This is a genomic window from Nocardia sp. NPDC050697 (assembly GCF_040654395.1).
Classification (GTDB): Bacteria; Actinomycetota; Actinomycetes; order Mycobacteriales; family Mycobacteriaceae; genus Nocardia.
Genome location: NZ_JBFAHY010000007.1, coordinates 429,019 through 450,911, shown reverse-complemented (window position 1 = coordinate 450,911; position 21,893 = coordinate 429,019). Strand labels below are relative to the sequence as shown.

The 21,893-nt window shown below is 74.9% G+C and carries 2 protein-coding genes (1 of these 2 running past the window's edge); both read left to right on the top strand.

Annotated elements, in window-relative coordinates:
• The first annotated feature begins 96 nt into the window (after positions 1-96).
• On the top strand, positions 97-17,706 hold the full coding sequence (locus tag AB0H71_RS25085; protein ID WP_357025478.1) for a non-ribosomal peptide synthase/polyketide synthase: 17,610 nt from the start codon (positions 97-99) through the stop codon (positions 17,704-17,706).
• Positions 17,703-21,893, top strand: partial view of a non-ribosomal peptide synthase/polyketide synthase gene (locus AB0H71_RS25080; RefSeq protein WP_357025475.1) — the 5' end (the start) only. The gene runs 21,090 nt beyond the window's last position; the window shows 4,191 of its 25,281 coding nt (coding positions 1-4,191); it begins with the start codon at positions 17,703-17,705; the stop codon falls past the right edge of the window. Before AB0H71_RS25085 ends, AB0H71_RS25080 begins: the two co-directional genes overlap by 4 nt.

The window sequence follows — 21,893 nt, the reverse complement described above, 5'->3', positions numbered from 1 at the left end:
GCATTTCGCGCAGTCAACACCCCGCGGCAGCGCAGGTCTCTTTGTGCTGCCCGAAAACCGTTCGGCGACAACGGAATCGGTAGCTAGGAGGCTCTGGTGCAGGGTACGGAGACGGGTGGGGCCGGCGTGCGGAACGACGGCGGGACCCAGGGCACCGAACCGTTCGCGCTCGCCCCGGCGCAGCTGGGTGTCTGGTACGCCCAGCTGCTGGAGCCCGAGGTCCCGATCAATGTCGCCCAGTACGTCGACGTCGAGGGCGAGCTCGACACCGAGCTGCTGCAGGAGGTCACGCGGGTCGCCGCCGCGGAGTACGAGTCGGCGCTGGTCCGGCTCGGCGAGCGCGACGGGATCCCCTTCCAGCTCGTGGACCCGGCGCTGGACGTCTCCCTTTCCGTCGTCGACCTGCGCGGGCACGCCGACCCGGTGGCCGCCGGGCACGCCTGGATGCGGCGGGACGCGGGGCGCCCGGTCGACCTGCTCGCCGACCGGCTCTTCGCCGGCGCCGCGCTGCGGGTCGGTGCGCGGCGCTGGTTCTGGTACATGCGGGCGCATCACATCGTGCTCGACGGATTCGGCGCGCTCGCCTGCGCAACCCGCATCGCCGAGCTGTACACCGCGCGGATCTCCGGCACCGAGGCCGCGCCGGTGCGCCCCGGCGCGCTGACCGAGCTCGCCGATGCCGAGCTGCGCTACCGGGAGAGCAGCCGCTTCGTCGCCGACCGGGAGCACTGGGCCGCGCGGGTGGCCGGGCTCGACGAGGCCACCAGCCTGGCCGGGCGCACCGCACCGCGATCGGCGAGCAACCTCGTCGCCGGCGCGGTGCTGCCGGAGCGGCTCACCGAGCGGCTCACCGCGGTCGCCGCCGCGCACGATGCCACGCTCGCCGTGGTGCTGCTCGCCGGCTTCGCCTGCTACCTGGGCCGGCTCACCGATCGCGACCAGGTGGTGCTGAGCCTGCCGGTGACCGCGCGGACCACCGCGGTGCTGCGGCGCTCGGGCGGCATGCTCTCCAATGTGGTCCCGCTCCGGGTCGGGGTCGGCGGCACCTGGGGTGAGCTGCTGCGCGACACCAGGGTGGAGGTGACGGGGGCGCTGCGGCACCAGCGCTACCGGCACGAGGACATCCGCGGCGCCGCCGAGCGCGAGGGGGCGCCCGCGCGGCGCGCGCTCTTCGGGCCGCTGGCGAACATCATGCTCTTCGGCACCGATCTGACGCTCGGCTCGACCACCGGCCGCAACCACGTGATCTCCACCGGGGCGGTGGAGGATCTCAGCCTGAACGTGTACTACGGCGACCGCGACCTGGTGCACGTCGATTTCGAGGCGAACCCGAATCTCTATACGCCGGAGGAGGTCTCCCGGCACCACGCGCGGTTCGCCGGGTTCCTGGAGCGGCTGGCCGCGGTGCCGGCGGAGGCCCCGCTGGACGCCGTGCCGGTCGCCACCGAGCTGGAGCTCGAGGTGAGCACCCGGATCTGGAACGAGACGGAGTGGGCGGTGCCGACGGTCACGCTGCCGGAGCTGTTCCTGGCGCAGGTGCGCTCCACCCCGGACGCGGTCGCGGTGCGGTCGGCGGCGGGGGCGCTGAGCTACCGGGAGCTGGCCGAGCGGAGCGGGCGGCTGGCCCGGGCGCTGGCCGCGCGGGGTGTGCGGCCGGAGACGGTGGTCGCGGTGCACGCGCGGCGGTCGCTCGAGCTGGTGGTGGCGCTGTACGGGATCCAGGCCGCCGGAGCGGCGTATCTGCCGCTCGATCCGGAGCATCCGGTCGAGCGGACGGCGCATATCCTGCGCACCGCCGCGCCCGCGTGCGTGCTGGTCACCGCGGACACCCCGCTGCCCGCGGCCGGTGGTGCGGCGATTCCCCTGCTGGATATCGCCGCGGCTATCGGTACCGCCCCCGATGGCGTCGCGCTGCCCGCGCCGCGGCCGGAGAATCCGGCGTACGTGCTGTTCACCTCCGGCTCCACGGGGCTGCCGAAGGGCGTCGCGGTGCCGCACGCGGCGATCGTGAACCGGCTGGTGTGGATGCAGGAGCGGTACCAGCTCACCGCGAAAGATGTGGTGCTGCAGAAGACCCCGGCCACCTTCGACGTGTCGGTGTGGGAGTTCTTCTGGCCGCTGCAGGTCGGCGCGGTCCTCGTGCTGGCCGATCCGGAGGGGCACCGCGACCCGGCGCACCTGCACGCGGTGATCGCCGCGCACGGCGTCACCGTGGCGCACTTCGTGCCCGCCATGCTCGATGCCTTCCTCGCCTACCCGGAGTTCCCGGCGCGCACCCCCCTGCGGCAGGTCTTCGCCTCCGGTGAGGAGCTGCCCGCCGCCACCGCGCAGCGGCTCCGGCAGCGCACCGGCGCCCGGCTGCACAACCTCTACGGTCCAACGGAGGCGGCGGTCGACGTCACCTTCCACGAGGTGACCGACAACGACTCCCGCTCGGTACCGATCGGTGCGCCGGTGTTCAACACCCGGTTGCACGTGCTCGATTCACGGCTGCGGCCGGTACCGGTCGGGGCTCCGGGCGAGCTGTATCTGTCGGGGGTACAGCTCGCCCGCGGGTACATCGCCAGGCCGGGGCTGACCGCGGCCCGCTTCGTCGCCGACCCGTCGGGCGGGGCCGACCCGGGCGCGCGGCTCTACCGCACCGGCGACCTGGTGCGCTGGACCGCCACCGGCGAGCTGGAGTATCTGGGCCGCACCGACTTCCAGGTGAAGCTGCGCGGGCTGCGGATCGAGCTCGGCGAGATCGAGGCGGTGCTGGCGGCGGTGCCCGGCGTGGCCCGCGCGGTGGTGCTGGTGCGCGACGACGCGGGGGCGGGCAAGCAGCTCGTCGCCTACGCGGTGCCAGCGGGGGCGGCCCCGATCGAGGTCGGGCAACTGCGCGCGGCGGCGCTCGCGGCGCTGCCGTCGTACATGGTCCCGGCGGCTTTCGTGGTCCTCGGCGCGCTTCCGGTGACCGCGTCGGGCAAACTGGATCGGTCGGCGCTGCCCGCGCCGGTCCGCACCGCGGCGGTGCACACCGCGCCCGCCGGCCCGATCGAGGAGATCGTGGCCGGGGTCTTCGCGGAGGTGCTCGGCTGCGCGCGGGTCGGGCGCGACGACGACTTCTTCACCCTCGGCGGGAACAGCCTCGCGGCCACCCAGGTGGCCACCCGGCTCTCCGCCGACCTGGACTGCCCGCTCGGCGTCCGCGACCTGTTCACCGCGACAACGGTGCGCGGTCTCGCGGAGCTCGTCGAGCGGGCGGGCGGATCCGGCGGCGCGCCCGGTGTCGCGCAGCTGCGGGCGCGGCAACGGCCGCCGCTGGTTCCGTTGTCCCCCGCGCAGCGGCGCATCTGGTTCCTGAACCGGTTCGAGCGCGGCGGCGCGGGGTACAACATGCCCTTCGTGCTGCGGCTCACCGGCGCGGTCGAGCCGGACGCGCTGCGCGCCGCGGTCGCTGCCCTGGTCACCAGGCACGAGGTGCTGCGCACCGTCTTCCCGGCCGCCGAGCAGCCGTCGCCCGCGTACCAGCGGGTGCTCGACCCGGAGCCGGTGCTCGACGCCCCGGTCCCGGTGGCCGCGGCCGAGCTGGACGGCAGGCTCGCCGCCGGCGCCGCCGCCGGCTTCGACCTGACCCGGGAGACCCCCTTCCGGGCCACGCTCTTCGCGGTCGACGACGGCTCGCTCGCGCTGCTGGTGGTGCTGCACCACATCGCCGCCGACGGCCTCTCGCTGCGGGTGCTCGCCCGCGACCTCGCGCACGCCTACGACGCCAGGCTGACCGGTGCCGCACCGGCCGCGCCGCTCCCGCTGCAGTACGCCGACTACAGCCTCTGGCAGCACGAACTCGACCGCACCGGGCAGCTCGCCTACTGGACCGAACGGCTCGCCGGGCTGCCCGACTCGCTCGCGCTCCCCACCGACCGGCCGCGCCCCGCCATCGCCTCCGGCCGCGGCGCCACGCACCGGCTGCCGGTGCCCGCTGGGCTGGCCGCCGCCATCGGTGAATTCGCCGCGGCGCACGGGGTCTCCAGCTTCATGGTGTGGCACGCGGCGCTCGCCGTACTGCTCGCCCGGTTCGCCGGCGCCGACGACATCGCCATCGGCACGCCCGTGGCCGGGCGCGGCCACCGGGCGCTGGACGACCTGGTCGGCATGTTCGTCAACACCCTGGTGCTGCGCACCGCCGTCGACCCGGCCGTCCCCTTCGCCGAGCTGCTCCGCGCGGTGCGCGAAATCGACCTGGCCGCCTTCGGCCACGCCGACGTGCCGTTCGAGCAGCTCGTCGAGGTTCTGGACCCGCCGCGGTCGCAGGCGCGGCACCCGCTCTTCCAGGTGCTGCTCGCCTTCGACAACGCGACGGCAATCACACTGGAACTGCCCGGCGCGCAGGTGCGCGCCAGTACCCTGGACACCGGGGTCACCAAATTCGACCTCCAGCTCACGATCTCGGAGAGCCGGAGGACGCGCCCGGTCGGTGCCGAGCTCGGGGAAGGTTCGGCACCGGCCGAGGTAGAGGCCGAATTCTCGTACGCGACGGAACTTTTCGAGCGCGCCACGATCGACGGGCTGGCCGGGGCGCTGGTCCTGCTGCTGCGCGCCGTGCTCGCCGACCCGGCCACGCCGGTGGGCGATCTGCCGGTGCTCGACACCGCCGAAACCGCCAGGATCGCCGCGCTCGGTACCGCTCCCGCGCTCGCCGCGCCCGCCACCGTGCTGGCGCCGCTCGCCGCGCAGGCGCTGCGCAGCCCCGGCGCCCCCGCCGTCACCGACGGCGCGCGCACCCTGAGCTACGCGGACTTCGCGGCCGAGACGGCCCGGCTGGCCCGTGCGCTGATCGCGGCCGGGGTCGGGCCGGAGACCAGGGTGGTGCTCGGGATGCGGCGCTCGCTGGAGTTCGTGCTCGCCGCGCACGCCGTACTGGTGGCCGGTGGCGCGTATGTCCCGGTCGATCCGGATCAGCCCGCCGCGCGGCTGGCGGCGGTGCTCGCCGATGCCGCGCCGATCTGTGTGCTGACCAGGGCGGCGGACAGCTGGAGCTGGCCCAGCGAGCCGCCGGTTCCGAACGGGGCGGTAGACGACTCGGCCCGGCTCCGCGAACTGCCGGTTCCGAGCGGGGCGGGAGCCGGTGGGTTCGGGCCGGGGGCGCTGCCGGTGCTGTTCGTGGACGATCCGCAGCACGCCGCCTACACCGACACCCCGGTGACCGATGCCGACCGGCTGCGGCCGCTGCGGCCGGAGCACGCCGCGTACCTCATCTTCACCTCCGGCTCCACCGGGCGGCCCAAGGGCGTCACCGTCACGCACGCCGGGCTGGCCGCCCAGATCGCCTGGATCGGCGCCGAGTACGCGCTGGACGCCGCCGACGCGGTGCTGTTCAAGACCCCCGCCACCTTCGACGTCTCGGTGTGGGAGCTGTTCGCGCCGCTCACCAGGGGTGCGCGGGTGGTGGTGGCGGCGCACGACGGACACCGGGACGCCGGGTACCTGGCCGCGACCATCGCCGAGCACGGCATCACCGCGACCTCCTTCGTGCCCTCCATGCTCACCGCCTTCGCCGAGGCGGCCCCGGCCGGGACGCTCGGCTCGCTGCGGCTGGTGCTGGTCGCGGGCGAGGCCATGACCGGCGCCGCGGCCGCCGCCTTCGGCGCGGTGAGCACCGCCGCGCTGCACAACCTCTACGGCCCCACCGAGTTCACCGTGCACGCCACCTTCGCGCCGGTGCCCGCCGCCACCCCCGGGCCGGTGCCGATCGGGCGCCCGGTCCCGGGCAGCACCGCGCTGGTGCTTGACCGCAGGCTGCGGCCGGTGCCGGACAATGTGGTCGGCGAGCTGTACCTGGCCGGCGCCCAGCTGGCCCGCGGCTACCACGGCAGGGCGGCGCTCACCGCCGAGCGGTTCGTCGCCGGGCCCGCGGGGGCGCGGCTCTACCGCACCGGTGACCTGGTGCGCCGCAACCGCTCCGGCGAGCTGGAGTACCTCGGCCGCGCCGACTTCCAGGTGAAGCTGCGCGGGCAGCGGCTGGAGCTGGGCGAGGTCGAGGCCGCGCTGGCGGCGCAGCCCGAGGTGCGCGCGGCCGCCGCCGGGGTGTACACGCACGCCGCCGGTGAGCTGCTGGTCGCCTGGGTGGTGCCCGCGGTACCGGACCCCGCCGCGGTGCTGGAGCAGCGGCTGCGCGAGCTGCTGCCCTCCTACATGGTGCCCGGCGCCTTCGTCCTGCTCGACGCGCTCCCGCTCTCCGCGGCGGGCAAGCTGGACCGGCGCGCGCTGCCCGAGCCGGAGCTCACCGTCGCCGCCTTCCGCGCCCCGGAGACCGCGACCGAGCGCGCCGTCGCGGCGGTCTTCGGCGAGGTGCTCGGGCTGGAGCGGGTCGGGCTGGACGACGACCTCTTCGCGCTCGGCGGTAACTCGCTGGTCGCCACCAGGATCGCGGCCCGGCTGGCGGAGCGGCTCGAACTCGACGTCCCGGTGCGCGCGCTCTTCGACCTGCCGACGGTGGGCGCGCTGGCCCGCGGGCTCGGCGAGCGCGGCGCGGTGCGGCGGCTGCCCGCCCCCGTGGCCGGGCCCCGCCCGGAGCCGCTGCCGCTCTCCTACGCCCAGCAGCGGCTGTGGTTCCTGGACCGATTCGACAGCGAGTCGGTGGCGAACAACCTGGTCGCGGCCTTCCGGCTGGAGGGCGAGCTGGACGAGGCCGCGCTCCGCGGCGCGGTCGGCGACCTGCTGGCCAGGCACGAGGCGCTGCGCACCAGGTACCCGGCGGTGGACGGGGTCGGTTGCCAGCAGATCCTGCCGCCGGACCCGGCGCGGGTGCCGGTCGCGGTCGAGCAGGTGGAGAGCGGCGCGGTGCCGCGCCGGGTGCGCGCGCTGGCCGCCGAGCCGTTCGCGCTCGACCTGGCGGCACCGGTGCGGTTCACCGTGCTGCGCACCGCCGCCGAGCGGTCGGTGCTGGTGGTGGCGCTGCACCACATCGCGGCGGACGGCTGGTCCATCGCGCCGCTGACGCGGGATCTGTTGCAGGCGTACGCGGCCCGTGCCGCCGGGGCCGAGCCCGGCTTCGCCCCGCTGCCGCTGCAGTACGCGGACTTCACGGTCTGGCAGCACACCGTGCTCGGCAGCGCCGACGATCCGGAATCGCCGCTCGCCGAGCAGCTCCGGTTCTGGCGCGGCGAGCTCGCCGGGCTGCCGGACGAGCTCGGGCTGCGCACCGATCGGCCGCGTCCCGCGGTCGCCACCGGGCGCGGCGCCAGGCACGCCTTCACCGTGGACGCGGCGACGGCGGGCGCGCTGCGCGAGCTCGCCGCGGCCACCGGGACCACGCTCTTCATGGCGCTGCAGGCCGGTTTCGCGGCGTTGCTGGCCCGGCTCACCGGCGGCACCGATATCGCGCTCGGCACGCCGGTGGCGGGGCGGGCCGACGCGGCGCTCGACGAGGTGGTCGGGATGTTCGTGAACACCCTGGTGCTGCGCACCGCGGTGGATCCGGCGGCGGGGTTCACCGCGCTGCTCGCGGCGGTGCGCGACGGTGACCTTCGGGCCTTCGCGCACGCCGATATTCCGTTCGAGCGGCTGGTCGAGGCGCTGAGCCCGGAGCGGTCGGCGGCGCGGCACCCGCTCTTCCAGGTCATGCTCGACCTGCGGCAGGAGCCGCCCGCGGTGCCCGCGCTGCCGGGGCTGGCGGTCGAGCCGCTCGATATCGACACGGCGACGGCGAAATTCGATCTGCAGCTGACGGTCACCGAGCGCGCGGACGGCCCGCTGCCCGCGGTGCTGGAGTATGCCACCGACCTGTTCGAGGCGGGGACGGTCGCCGCGCTCGCGGCACGGTTCACCCTGCTGTTGCGCGCCCTCGTCGCCGAGCCGGAGCGGGCTGTGGGCGATCTGCCGCTGCTCGGCGCGGGCGAGGCCGAGCGGGTGCTGCGCACCTGGAACGACACCGGCTTCCCGGTGGATCCGGACGCCACCCTGGTCTCCCTGTTCGAGGCGCAGGCGGCGGCGACGCCGGAGGCGCCCGCGGTCACCTTCGACGGCGCGACGCTGAGCTACGCGGAGTTCGCGGGGCGGGTGCACCGGGTGGCGCGGGCGCTGGTGGCGCGCGGGGTCGGGCCTGAAGTCGTGGTCGGGGTCGCGCTGCCGCGCGGGGTCGACCTGGTGGTCGCGCTGTACGCGGTGGTCGCGGCGGGCGGGGCGTACCTGCCGGTGGATCCGGAGCATCCGGCGGAGCGGATCGCCGAGATGCTGGGGACGGCGCGGGCGCGGTGGGTGCTCACCGGGGGTGGCCTCGATCCGGCCTCGCTCGGCGCGCGGGTGCTCGACCTGGGCTCGCTCGAGCTCGACGGGTACGCGGACGGGCCGCTCGGCGAGGTCGGGCTGCGGCCGGAGAACCCGGCGTACGTGCTCTTCACCTCCGGGTCCACCGGGCGGCCCAAGGGGGTCGTGGTGTCGCACGCGGCGATCGTGAATCGCCTGGTGTGGATGCAGGAGGAGTACGGGCTGGACCGCTTCGATGTGGTACTGCAGAAGACGCCCGCGACCTTCGACGTGTCGGTGTGGGAGTTCTTCTGGCCGCTGCAGACCGGCGCGCGGCTCGTGGTCGCCAAGCCGGACGGGCACCGCGACCCTGCCTACCTGGCCGAGGTGATCGTGGCCGAGCAGGTGACGACGGTGCACTTCGTGCCGTCCATGCTCGCGGTCTTCGTGGCGGAGGACCGGCTCGGGGACTTCTCCGACCTGCGCAATGTGTTCTCCTCCGGCGAGGTGCTGCCCGCGCCGGTGGCGCGGCGGCTGCTCGACTCCACGAGTGCGTGGCTGCACAACCTGTACGGGCCGACCGAGGCCGCGGTGGATGTGACGTACCACGAGGTCACCGAGGCGGACACGGCCGCCGTTCCGATCGGGAAGCCGGTCTTCAATACTCAGCTCTACGTGCTGGATTCCCGGCTGCGGCCGGCGCCGGTCGGGGTGCCGGGGGAGCTGTACCTGGCGGGGGCGCAGCTCGCGCGCGGGTACGCCGGGCGGGGTGAGCTGACGGCGGAGCGGTTCGTCGCCGACCCGTTCGGCGGGCCGGGGGCGCGGATGTACCGCACCGGCGATCTGGCCGCCTGGCGGGCCGACGGTGCGCTGGAGTACCTCGGGCGCACGGACTTCCAGGTCAAGCTGCGCGGGCAGCGGATCGAGCTGGGGGAGATCGAGGCGGTGCTGCGGGCGGATGCCGCGGTGGCGCAGGCCGCCGTGCTGCTGCGCGGGGAGCACCTGGTGGCGTACGCGGTGCCGGGGCGGGCGGGGCACCTCGATCCGGCGGCGGTGCGCTCCGGGCTCGCCGAGCGACTTCCGGCGGCGCTGGTGCCGTCGGCCGTGGTGGTGCTGGACGCGTTGCCGCTCAACGGTTCCGGGAAGCTGGATCGGCGGGCGCTGCCGGATCCGGAGTTCACCGCGGTGGCCGGGTTCCGGGCGCCGCGCGGGTTCGCCGAGGAGGCGGTGGCCGCTGCCTTCGCCGAGGTGCTCGGGGTGCGGCGGGTCGGGGCGGACGACGATTTCTTCGCGCTCGGCGGGAACTCGCTGAGCGCGACCCGGGTGGTGGCCCGGGTCGGGGCCGCGCTGGATGCGACGCTGCCGGTGCGGATGCTCTTCGAGGCGCCCACCGTGGCGGGGCTGGCCGCGCGGGCGGCGGGGCATCGCGGGGAGGGGGCGCGGGCGCCGATCGTCCGGGTGGCGCGGCCGGAGCGGATTCCGCTGACCGCGGCGCAGCGGCGGATGTGGTTCGTGAACCGGTACCTCGACGGTGCGGACACGCTCAATACGGTGCCGTTGGCGTTGCAGCTGCGCGGTGCTCTCGACCGGGTCGCGCTGGAGGCGGCGCTCGGTGATGTGGTGGCGCGGCACGAGGTGTTGCGGACGGTTTACCCCGATGGGCCGGACGGGCCGGAGCAGGTGGTGCGGCCGGAGGCTCGGGTCGCGCTGCGGGTTGTCGACGCGGGCGCGGCGGAGTTCGCGGGCGGTACCGCGGACGCGGTCGCGGGGCTGGTCGCGGCGGCGGCGTTCGATCTCACGACCGAGCTGCCGGTGCGGGCGGTGCTGGTGCGCGCGGCGGCCGACGAGCACATCCTGCTGGTGATCGTGCACCACATCGCCTGCGACGGGTTCTCGCTCGCCCCGCTCGCCGCCGACCTGACCACCGCGTACGCGGCGCGCGCCGCCGGGCGGGTGCCGGAGCTCGCGCCGCTGCCGGTGCAGTACGCCGACTACGCGCTCTGGCAGCAGGCGCAGCGGGCGCATCCGGAGACCGAGCGGCAGCTCACCTACTGGGAGCGGCGGCTGGCCGCGCTGCCCGAGCAGCTCGAGCTGCCCGCGGATCGGCCGCGGCCCGCCACCGCCTCGCACCGGGGGGCGGTGCACCACCTGTACATCGACTCCGACCTGCACGGCGAGCTCGGCGAGCTGGCCAGGAAGCGGGAGAGCACGCTCTTCGGCACCGTGCACGCGGCGCTGGCGGTGCTGCTGGCGCGGCTCTCCGGGAGTGCGGACATCGCCGTCGGCACGCCGGTGGCGGGGCGCGGTGACGCCGCGCTCGACCCCATGGTCGGGATGTTCGTGAACACGCTGGTGCTGCGGAGCACCGTCGATGTGCGCGATCGGTTCGAGGCGGTGCTCGATGCCGTGCGCACCGGGGACCTGGACGATCTCTCCCGGCCGGACGCCCCCTTCGAGGAGCTGGTCGAGCGGCTGGCTCCCGCGCGTACCGCGGACCGGCATCCGCTCTTCCAGGTGGCGCTGAGTTTCCAGAACTTCACGCCGCCGGTGCTGGAGCTGCCCGGGCTCACCGTGGCGCCGTACCCGGTGCCGGCCGCGGTGGCGAAGTTCGACCTGCAGTTCACCGTGGTCGAGGCGTATGACGCGGATGGTCGCGCCGGGGGGATGGATATCGAGATCCTCTACGCGACGGATCTCTTCTCCGCGGGCTCGGTGCAGGTGCTGGGGCGGCGGTTCGCGCAGGTGCTCGCCGCGGTGGCGGCGGATCCGACCGTCGTGGTCGGGGATATCCAGTTGCTCAGTGCGGAGGAGCAGGAGCTCGCGCTGCGCGCGTGGGCTGTTTCCGCGCCGGTCGCCGAGGTGGGGGGCGCTACGCTCGTTTCCCGCTTCGCGGAGGTTTCGGCGTCTCTCGACGCGGTGGCGGTGCGGCACGGGTCGGCCGGTGTGAGCTTCGGTGAGCTCGGGGCACGGGCGCGGTATCTCGCTCGGCGGTTGATCGCCGCAGGGGCAGGGCCGGAGACGCTCGTCGCGGTCGCGCTTCCCCGCTCCGCGGAGCTGATCGTGGCGTTGCTGGCCGTGCTCGAAGCGGGTGCCGCCTATCTCCCGGTCGATCCCGGGTATCCCGCCGATCGCATTGCCTACGTCCTCGAAGACGCCGCTCCCATCTGCGCCGTCACCTCGCCGGAGGCGGGTCTCCCCGCGGGCTGGTTCCCCGGCCCGGTCCTCGACGTCACCGGCACCCTCCTGTCCGGCCCCGGCACCGGGCCGATCACCGACGCGGAGCGAAGGGCTCCGCTGCGGCCGGAGCACCCGGCCTACGTGATCTACACGTCGGGGTCGACCGGGCGGCCGAAGGGCGTGGTGGTACCGCACAGCGCGGTCCTGCGCCTCCTCGACAACACGAGGGACCTGTTCGGCTTCGGACCATCCGACGTCTGGACCATGTTCCACTCCTACGCCTTCGACTTCTCGGTCTGGGAGATCTGGGGCGCCCTCCTGCACGGCGGCCGAGTCGTGGTCGTCGACCACTTCGTGGCCCGCTCCCCGCAGCAGTTCCGCGAACTGCTGCATACCGAGGGCGTCACGGTCCTGAACCAGACCCCCTCCGCCTTCTACCAGCTCATCGCCGCCGACCTGGCGGAACCACCGGCCCCGAACGCCCTGCGCACGGTCATCTTCGGCGGCGAGGCGCTGGAGCCGTCCCGCCTGCGCGAATGGCAGCACCGCTACCCGGCCCGGCCCGCGCTGGTGAACATGTACGGCATCACCGAGACGACGGTGCACGTCACGCACCGCGTGCTGGAGCCGGGCGCCACCGGCGCGATCGGCGGCGCCGTCCCCGGCCTCACCGTGCGCCTGCTCGACGAGCGGCTGCGGCCGGTGCCCGCGGGGGTGCCCGGCGAGATCTACGTCTCCGGCCTGCAACTCTCCCGCGGCTACCTGAACCGCCCCGCCCTCACCGCGAGCCGCTTCGTCGCCGACCCGTACGCGGGCGACGGCACCCGCGCCTACCGCTCCGGCGATCTGGCGCGCTGGACCGCCACCGGTGACCTGGAGTACCTCGGGCGCGCGGATCAGCAGGTCAACCTGCGGGGATTCCGGATCGAGCTGGGGGAGATCGAGGCGCAGCTGGTGCGCGTGCCCGGGGTGCGCGAGGCGGCGGTGATCGTCCGGCACGATCTGGCCGACGAAGCCGCCGTCGTCGGTTACATCGTGCCGGATGCCACGCTGGATCCGGCCGCGGTGCGGCAGGGGCTGGCGGCGGTGCTGCCCGAGCACATGATTCCGGCGGCGCTGGTCGAGGTCGAGCGGATTCCGTTGACGGTCAACGGAAAGCTGGATCGGGCGGCGCTGCCCGCGCCGGTGTTCGAGGCGGCCGGGTATCGGGCGCCGCGCGGGCACGCGGAGCAGCTCGTCGCCGCGGTGTACGCCGAGGTGCTCGGGCTGGAGCGGGCAGGCGCCGATGACGACTTCTTCGCGCTCGGCGGCAGCTCGCTGCTGGCCGCGAAGGCCGCCGCCAGGATCGGGGCCGCGCTGGATCGGGCGGTCGGGGTGCGGACGCTGTTCGAGGCGCCGCGCGTCGCCGAGCTCGCGCGGGCGGTGACGGCCGCGACCGCGGACCGCCGCCCGGCGCTCACCGCGGGCCCGCGCCCGGAGCGGATTCCGCTCTCGCCCGCCCAGCAGCGCATGTGGTTCCTGAACCGCTTCGGCATTGCCGCGACCGCCTACAACATCCCGTTCGCGCTCCGGCTCACCGGCGACCTCGACATCGCGGCGCTCACCGCCGCCATCACCGATGTGCTCGGCAGGCACGAGTCGCTGCGCACCCGCTACCCGATGCTGGACGGCGAACCGGTGCAGGAGATCCTCCCGGTGAGTGACATCGCCCTGCACCCGGTGCGGACTTCTCCGGAAGAGGTTCCCGACCGGATCGCCACCCTCGCCGCCACCACCTTCGACGTCACCGCCGAGGTCCCGATCCGGCTCCGCCTCCTGCGGCTCGGCGAGCGTGAGCACGTGCTCGCGGCGGTGCTGCACCACATCGCCGCCGACGGCTCCTCGCTGGTCCCCTTCGCCCGCGACCTCATGACCGCCTACGCCGCCAGGACCGCGGGCACCGCGCCGTCCTTCCCGCCGCTCCCGGTCCAGTACGCGGACTACGCGCTGTGGCAGCACGCGCTGCTCGGCGCCGACTCCGACCCGGATTCACTGGCCGCCGAACAGCTCTCGTTCTGGACTACCACCCTGGCCGGGCTCCCGGACCAGCTCACCCTGCCCACCGACCACCCGCGTCCGCCCCACCAGAGCCTGCGCGGCGCCCGCATCGCCCTCGAGCTGGACGCGGCGGCGCACGCCGCGCTGACCGCGCTCGGCCGCGGCCGCGGCGCCACCCTGTTCATGGTGGTGCACGCCGCCTTCGCCGCGCTGCTGGCCCGGCTCTCCGGCACCGCCGATATCGCCGTCGGCACGCCGATCGCGGGCCGCGGCGCCGCCGAGCTCGACGACGTCATCGGCATGTTCGTGAACACGCTGGTGCTGCGCACCGAGGTGCGCGGCGCGGAGAGCTTCACCGCGCTGCTCGACGGTGCCAGGCGGGCCGATGTGGCGGCGCTGAGCAATGCCGACGTCCCGTTCGAGCGGCTGGTCGAGGTGTTGAACCCCGCGCGCTCCACGGCGCGGCACCCGCTCTTCCAGGTCGGCTACTCCTTCCAGAACCACGAGCGCGGTGCGCTCGAGCTGCCCGGCCTCGCGGTCGAGGCCGTCGAGTTCGAGGACGGTGTCGCGCAGTTCGACCTGCACCTCTTCGTGCGGGACAACTACGCGCCCGACGGCGCCCCCGCCGGACTCGAGCTGACGCTCGGCTACGCCACCGACCTCTTCGACCCCGCCACCGCGCAGGCCATCGCCACCCGCCTGGTGCGAATCCTGCACCACGTCACCGCCGACCCGCACCGTCCGGTCGGCGACCTCGAGCTGCTCGACACCCCCGAGCGCACCGCGCTCCTCGCCTCGCCCCCGCCGACCCCCCTCGCCCCCGCCACCCTGGACGACCTCTTCACCGCCCAGGTCGCCCGCACCCCCGACGCCCCCGCCCTGGTCGACGCCGCCACCGGCGCCACCCTCCGCTACCGCGACCTCGACGCCCGCGTCACCCGCCTGGCCCGCACCCTGCTGGCGCACGGCGTCGGCCCCGAGCGCACCGTCGCCCTCGTCATGCGCCGCTCCCTCGACCTGGTCGTCGCCATGTACGCGGTCACCCGGGCCGGCGGCGCCTACGTCCCCCTCGACCCCGACCACCCCGCCGACCGCATCGCCCACATCCTCGCCACCGCCGCCCCCACCTGCATCCTCACCACCCCCGACACCCCCCGCATCCCCACCGACCGTCCGGTTCTGGTGATCGACGCCGCCGAGTCCGGAACCGGCACCGAACCGATCACCGATGCGGAGCGGCGAGAACCGCTTCGCCCGGAGCACCCGGCGTACGTCATCTTCACCTCCGGCTCCACCGGCGTACCGAAGGGCGTGACGGTCTCGCACGCCGCCGTGGTCAACCAACTCCGCTGGCTCGCAGATCAGTTCGACCTCCGAACCAACGACGCCACCCTGCTCAAGACACCGGCGACCTTCGACCTCTCGGTCTGGGAGTTCTGGGCCCAGCTCACCACCGGCGGCAAGCTCGTGGTCACCGAACCGGGCACCGAGCGCGACCCCGAACGACTGCGCGCGCTGACCGAGAACTTCGGCATCACCACCCTGTACGCAGTCCCCTCCCTGCTCACCATGCTCCTGATCACGGGCATCCCGCCCACCCTGCGCCGAGTACTCGCCATCGGCGAGGCCCTCCCCGCCGCAACGGCGGCGACCCTCCGCCGCACCGCCCCCGACGTAGCCCTGTGGAACCTCTACGGCCCCACGGAAGCCGCCGTATCGATCACCGCGCACGAGGTGACCGACCCCCCGGCCCACACGGTCCCCATCGGCACCCCCTGCTGGAACAGCGGAATCCGCGTCCTGGACACCCGCCTGCACCCGGTCCCCGCCGGTGTCCCGGGCGAGCTCTACCTCACCGGCGCCCAGCTCGCCCGCGGCTACCAGGGCAACCCGGCCCTGACCGCCGACCGCTTCATCGCCGACCCGTACTCCACCGGCACCCGCATGTACCGCACCGGCGACCTGGTCCGCCGCCACCGCGACGGCACCCTCGAGTACCTGGAACGAGCCGACTTCCAGGTCAAGATCGGCGGCTTCCGCATCGAACTCGGCGAGGTCGAGAGCGCCCTGCTCCGCCACCGGGCGGTCACCGCCGCCGTCGCCGTTGCCCGCGAGAGCGCGGGCGGCCCGCGGCTCGTCGCCTACGTCGCGGCACCCGAGACCACCCTCGCGGCCGAGCTCCGCACCGCCCTGCGCGAGGAGCTCCCGGCCTACATGGTCCCGGCGGCGATCGTCGTCCTCCCGGCCCTTCCCCTGACCCCCAACGGCAAGGTCGACCGGGCCGACCTGCCGGAACCGGAGTTCGCCGAAACCACCGGCCGGCCACCCTCCGGCATCGCCGAAGAACTCGTCGCCGCCACCTTCGCCGAGGTCATCGGCGCCCCCGAGATCACCGCGGAGACCGACTTCTTCGCCCTCGGCGGCACCTCCCTGCTGGCAACCCGCCTCGCCGCGCGGCTCGGCACCGCCCTGCGTGCCCAGGTGCCGGTGGCGGCGGTCTTCGAGGCGCCGACGGTGCGGGCCCTCGCCGCGAAACTGCCGGAGTTCGGCACCCCGCGCCCGCCGCTGACCCCGCGCGCGAGCACGGCCCCCGTCCCGCTGGCCCCGGCCCAGCACCGCATGTGGGTGCTGAACCAGCTGACCACCACCTCCGACGCCTACAACATCCCGCTCGCGCTCCGCCTCACCGGCGACCTCGACGTCACCGCGCTGAGCGCCGCCCTCGCCGCCGTCGTCCACCGCCACGAACCCCTGCGCACCCGCTACCCGGACACCCCGGACGGCCCGGTCCAGGAGATCCTGCCGGCCCCGGCCCCGGAGCCGCTCCCCATCCGCGCGGTCACCGACTACGCCACCGCGATCGCGGATTTCGTCCGCGAGGGCTTCGACGTGACGACCGCGCCCCCGGTCCGCGCCACCCTGCTGCGCGCGGGTGCGCGGGACTGGGTCCTCGTGGTCGTCCTGCACCACATCGCCGCCGACGGCTACTCGGCGGTCCCGCTCGCCACCGACCTGGTGCGCGCCTACACCGCCGCCGCGGCCGGGCAGGACCCGGGCCTCCCGGCCCCCGCGATCACCTTCGCCGACTACACCGCCTGGCAGCACACCCTGCTCGACGCCGTCGCCGACGCCCAGCTGACCTGGTGGGGCACCGAACTCGCGGGCGCCCCCGAGGTGCTCGCGCTGCCCGCCGACCGCCCGCGCCCGGCCCGCAGGGACGGCCGCGGCGCCACCGTCACCACCGCGCTCGACCCGCGGCGCACCGCCGAGCTGCGCCGCACCGCCGCCGAGCACCGCGGCACCCTGTTCACCGTGCTGCACACCGCGCTCGCGGTGCTGCTCGGGAAGCTCACCGGCACCGCCGACCTCACCATCGGCACCCCGGTGGCGGGCCGGGGCGCGGGCGAGCTGGACGACCTGGTCGGCATGTTCGTCAATACCGTGGTGCTGCGCAGTGAGCTCGACCCGCGCGGCACCGTCGGGGAGCTGCTCACCGCGGTCCGCCGCCGGGAGCTGGCCGCCTTCGCGCACGCCGATATTCCGTTCGACCGGGTGGTCGACGGGCTCGGCCGCGCCCGCTCGGCCGCGTACGGCCCGCTCTTCCAGGTCATGCTCACCGTGCAGGACAACCCGCCCGGCCCGGTGCCGCTCCCCGGCCTCACCGTCGAGCCGCTCGACCTCGACCTCGGCGACGCCAAGGCCGACCTGCACCTCACCGTGCTCGAGCAGCCCGGCGGCGGGCTCGAGCTGCGCTTCGGCTACGCCACCGACCTCTTCGACGAGCGCACGGTCCAGGCCGTGGCGGAACGCTTCGCCCTGGTCTGCGCGGCCATCGCCGGCGACCCGGACACCACCCTCCGCGCCATCGACATCCGCACCGCCACCGAACGCACCCCCCGCACCGCCGCGGACCCGCGGCACAGCGCGCGCGTTGCGGCGGATGCGGACCGGACACCCGCCTCAGCGGCGCACACCCTGGCGGACCTGCCGGGGCTCGTCGCCGAAGCAGCCGAAACAGCGCCGGAGGCAACCGCTTTCGCGCACGGCGAGCACACCGTGACCTACGCCCAGCTGCACACCAAGCTGACCACGGTCGCCAAGGCCATGGGCCCCGTGGCCAAACCCGAGGCCCTGGTGAACGTCGCCCTGGCCGGGCTCGTCCCCGGCCTGCTCGCGGCGCTCGGCCCGAACCTCCGCACCGCACTGCAGACCCTGCTGGCCGACGCCGCCGCCCAGGTTTCCGACTCGGAAGGAACTCGCCGATGACCCACGTCGATTCGGTCCCGTCCACAGCGCGCACGGCGGGGGAGCGCGGGTACGGCATCGACGACCTGCCCGGGCTGATCGACGCGGTCGCCGCGGCGCAGCCGGAGCGGCCCGCGCTGCGGCACGGCGACAGGGCGGTGAGCTACGCCGAGCTCGCCGCCGAGCTGGCGGAGCTGGGCGCGGTCATGGGCGACGGGTTGGACCCGGCCACGCTCATCTCGGTGGTGGTCTCGGGCCGGCTGCCGGAGCTGCTGGAGGGTGACGGCGCGCTCGGCGCGGTGCTCACCGCGCTGCTGGACGATGCCGTGCTGGTGGCGGCGGCGGTGCCCGCGGCCTGCGCGCCGGTGGAGACGCTGGTGACCGAGTTCGCCGCGCAGGTCGAGCGCACCCCGGACGCGGTGGCGGTCGAGTTCGGCGCCGAGGTGCTGACCTACGCCGAGTTCGACGCCAGGGTGCGGCGGCTGGCCGGACACCTGGCCGAGCTCGGGGTCGGCCCGGAGACGCTGGTCGGGCTGGCGGCCCGGCGCTCGATCGAGCTGCTGGTCGGCATGTACGCCATCCTGCGCGCGGGCGGCGCCTACGTCCCCGTCGACCCCGATCACCCCGCCGATCGCATCGCCCACATCCTGCGCACCGCCGCCCCCCTCCTCGTCCTCACCACCACCCCCGACCGCCCCCACCTGGACACCCCCGTCCCGCTCCTCGCCATCGACGAGTGGGAACGGACGGCCCCCGCCGCGAGCACCCACAGCCTCGCCGAACCCACCGGCGACAACACCGCCTACGTGATCTTCACCTCCGGCTCCACCGGCCGCCCCAAGGGCGTCGCCGTCACCCACCGCGCCATCCTGGCGAACCTCCGCTGGCGCCAGCGCCTGTACCGCATGGAACCCGACGACACCGTCATCCAGAAGACCCCCTGCACCTTCGACGTCTCCGTCTGGGAACTCTTCTGGCCGCTCCAGGTCGGCGCCCGCCTGGTGATCGCCGCCCCCGACGGCCACCGCGACCCCGCCTACCTGGCGACCCTCATCCGGGATGCCGGAGTCACGGTCGCGCACTTCGTGCCGTCCATGCTTGCGGTCTTCGTGGCCGAGCCCGATATCGAGCGCGCCGCCGAGAACCTGCGGCTGGTCTTCGCCTCGGGCGAGGCGCTCCCCGCCTCGACCGCCGCCGCCTTCCGCAGGATCAGCGGCGCCACCCTGCACAACCTGTACGGCCCCACCGAGGCCGCGGTCGACGTCACCGCGCACGAGGTGACCGCCGACGACACCGCGAGCGTCCCGATCGGCGGCCCCGCCGACGACACCGAGCTGCTGGTCCTGGACGACGCCCTGCGCCCGGTGCCGGACGGCGTGGTCGGCGAGCTGTACCTGGCCGGGGTGCAGCTGGCGCGCGGCTACGTCGGCCGCCCCGCGCTCACCGCGGAGCGCTTCGTCGCCGCGCCGGAGGGCCCGGCGGGCGAGCGCATGTACCGCACCGGCGACCTGGTGCGCAGGCTGCCCGCGCTGCCCGGCGCCCAGGCCGAGCTGGAGTACCTCGGCCGCACCGACTTCCAGGTCAAGCTGCGCGGCCTGCGGATCGAGCTGGGCGAGGTGGAGGCCGCGCTGCTGGCGCACGAGGGGGTGGCGCAGGCCGCGGTGCTGCTGCACCGGAGCGGCACCGGCGACCACCTGGTCGGCTACGCCGTCCCGCGGCAGGGCCGCACCCTGGACACCGCCGCGGTGCTGGCCGGCGCGCGCGACCGGCTGCCCGAGTACATGGTGCCGAGCCTGCTGATCGCGCTGGACGCCATGCCGGTGAACGCCAACGGCAAGCTGGACCGGCGCGCCCTGCCCGAACCCGAGTTCGGCAACACCGGCACCGAGTACCGCGCCCCGGAGAACGAGGCCGAGGCCGCGGTGGCGCAGATCTTCGCCGAGCTGCTCGGCCGCGACGAGGTCGGCGCGGACGACGACTTCTTCGCGCTCGGCGGCAACTCGCTCATCGCCACCAGGGCCATCGCCCGGATCGGCGCGGAGCTGAACCGCGCCCTCGACATGCGCGACTTCTTCGAGCGCCCCACCCCGGCCGCGCTGGCCGCGCTCGCGGGCACCTCGGGCACCCCGCGCCCGGCGCTCACCGCGGGCGCCCGCCCGCACCGGGTGCCGCTCTCGCCCGCGCAGCGCCGCATGTGGTTCCTGAACCGCCTCGGCGTGGAGCGCTCCGGCCCGGACGACATCGATACCGCCGCCGTCGACAACATCCCGGTGGCGCTGCGCATGCGCGGCAGGCTGGACGTGCCCGCGCTCGCCGCCGCCCTCACCGACCTGGTGGCCAGGCACGAGGTGCTGCGCACGGTCTACCCGCAGACCGAGGCGGGGCCGGTGCAGGTGGTGCGCCCGGTGCACCCGGCCTTCGACCTGACCCCGGCCGAGGTGCCCGCGGACGACCTGGTCGAGGTGGTCGCGGCCATGGCCGGGCAGGGCTTCGACGTGGCCGAGGAGATCCCGGTGCGGGTGCGGCTGCTGCGCAGCGGCCCCGGCGACCACACCCTGGTGCTGGTGGTGCACCACATCGCGGCCGACGGCGTCTCCATGGGCCCGCTCATGCGGGATCTGGTGCGCGCCTACCGGGATCGCCGCAACGGCCTCGCCCCGCAGTGCGCGCCGCTGGCGGTGCAGTACGCCGACTACGCGCTGTGGCAGCAGCGGCTGCTCGGCGACGAGGCCGACCCGGACTCCGCCGCCGCCGCCCAGATCGGCTTCTGGCGCACCGAGCTGGACGAACTCCCCGCCGAGCTCACACTGCCCGCGGACCGCAGGCGCCCCCCGCTCGCCTCCTACCGCGGCGCCACCCACGAATTCACCGTCGACGCCGAGCTGCGGTCCGGGATCGAGGCGGTGGCCGCGGCCAACCGCGCGACCCCGTTCATGGTGGTGCACGCGGCGCTGGCCACGCTGCTGGCCCGGCTCTCCGGCGGCACCGATATCGCCGTCGGCACCCCGGTCGCGGGCCGCGGCGAGCGGGTGCTGGACGACCTGGTCGGCATGTTCGTGAACACCCTGGTCCTGCGCACCGCCGTCGACCCGGCGGCGCCCTTCACGGCGCTGCTCGCGCACGCGAGGGAGCGCGACCTGCGCGCCTTCGCGCACGCCGACGTCCCCTTCGAGCGGCTGGTCGAGGTGCTGAACCCGGCCCGCTCGCAGGCGCGGCACCCGCTCTTCCAGGTCGCGCTCTTCATGCAGAACCTGGGCCCGATCTCGCCCGCCATGCCGGACCTGGCCACCGAGCTGGTCGACTTCGACCCCGGCTTCGCCAAGTTCGACCTGCAGCTCACGCTCTCCGACGCGGAGCGGGGCTACCGCGCCGAGTTCACCTACGCCACCGACCTGTTCGACGAGCCGACGGTGGCGGAGTTCGCGGTGAAGTTCCGCCGCGTGCTGCACGCGGTGATCGCCGATTCCGGCGTGGTGGTCGGCGACATCCCGATCACCGACCCCGCCGAGCTGGCCCTGGTGACCGGCGCCTGGAACGAGACCGCGCACCCGGTGCCCGAGCAGCTGCTGCACGCGGGCTTCGGGAAGTACGCACGCGCAACCCCCGACGCGATCGCCCTGGTCAACGAGGCGGGCACGCTCACCTACGGGCAGCTCGACGACCGGGTGAACCGCTTCGCCCGGCTGCTCGCGGCAGCGGGCGCCGGCCCGGAAAAGCTGGTCGTGCTGGCTCTCCCGCGCGGTGTGGACCTGGTCGCGGGGATGCTCGCGGTGCTGCGCACCGGCGCCGCCTTCGTCCCGGTCGACCCGGCGCACCCGGCCGAGCGCATCGGCCACATCCTGGACACCGCCCGCCCCGCCGTGCTGGTCGCCGCCACCGATTTCGCCGTCCCGGTGGACCCGGCCGTCCGCGTCCTGCTGCTGGACCGGGTGCGCTGGGCCGCGCTCGACCCCGAACCGCTGCCCGCGGCACCGCTGTGCCCGGAGCACGCCGCCTACGTCATGTTCACCTCCGGCTCCACCGGCCGCCCCAAGGGCGTCGTGGTGCCGCACGGCGCGGTGGCGAACCAGATCGCCTGGATGGCCGCCGAGTACGGCTTCGCCGCCGACGACGTCTACCTGCAGAAGACCGCCTCGACCTTCGACGTCTCGATCTGGGGCTACTTCGTCCCGCTGGCCACCGGCGGCCGGATCGTGCTCGCCGCCGAG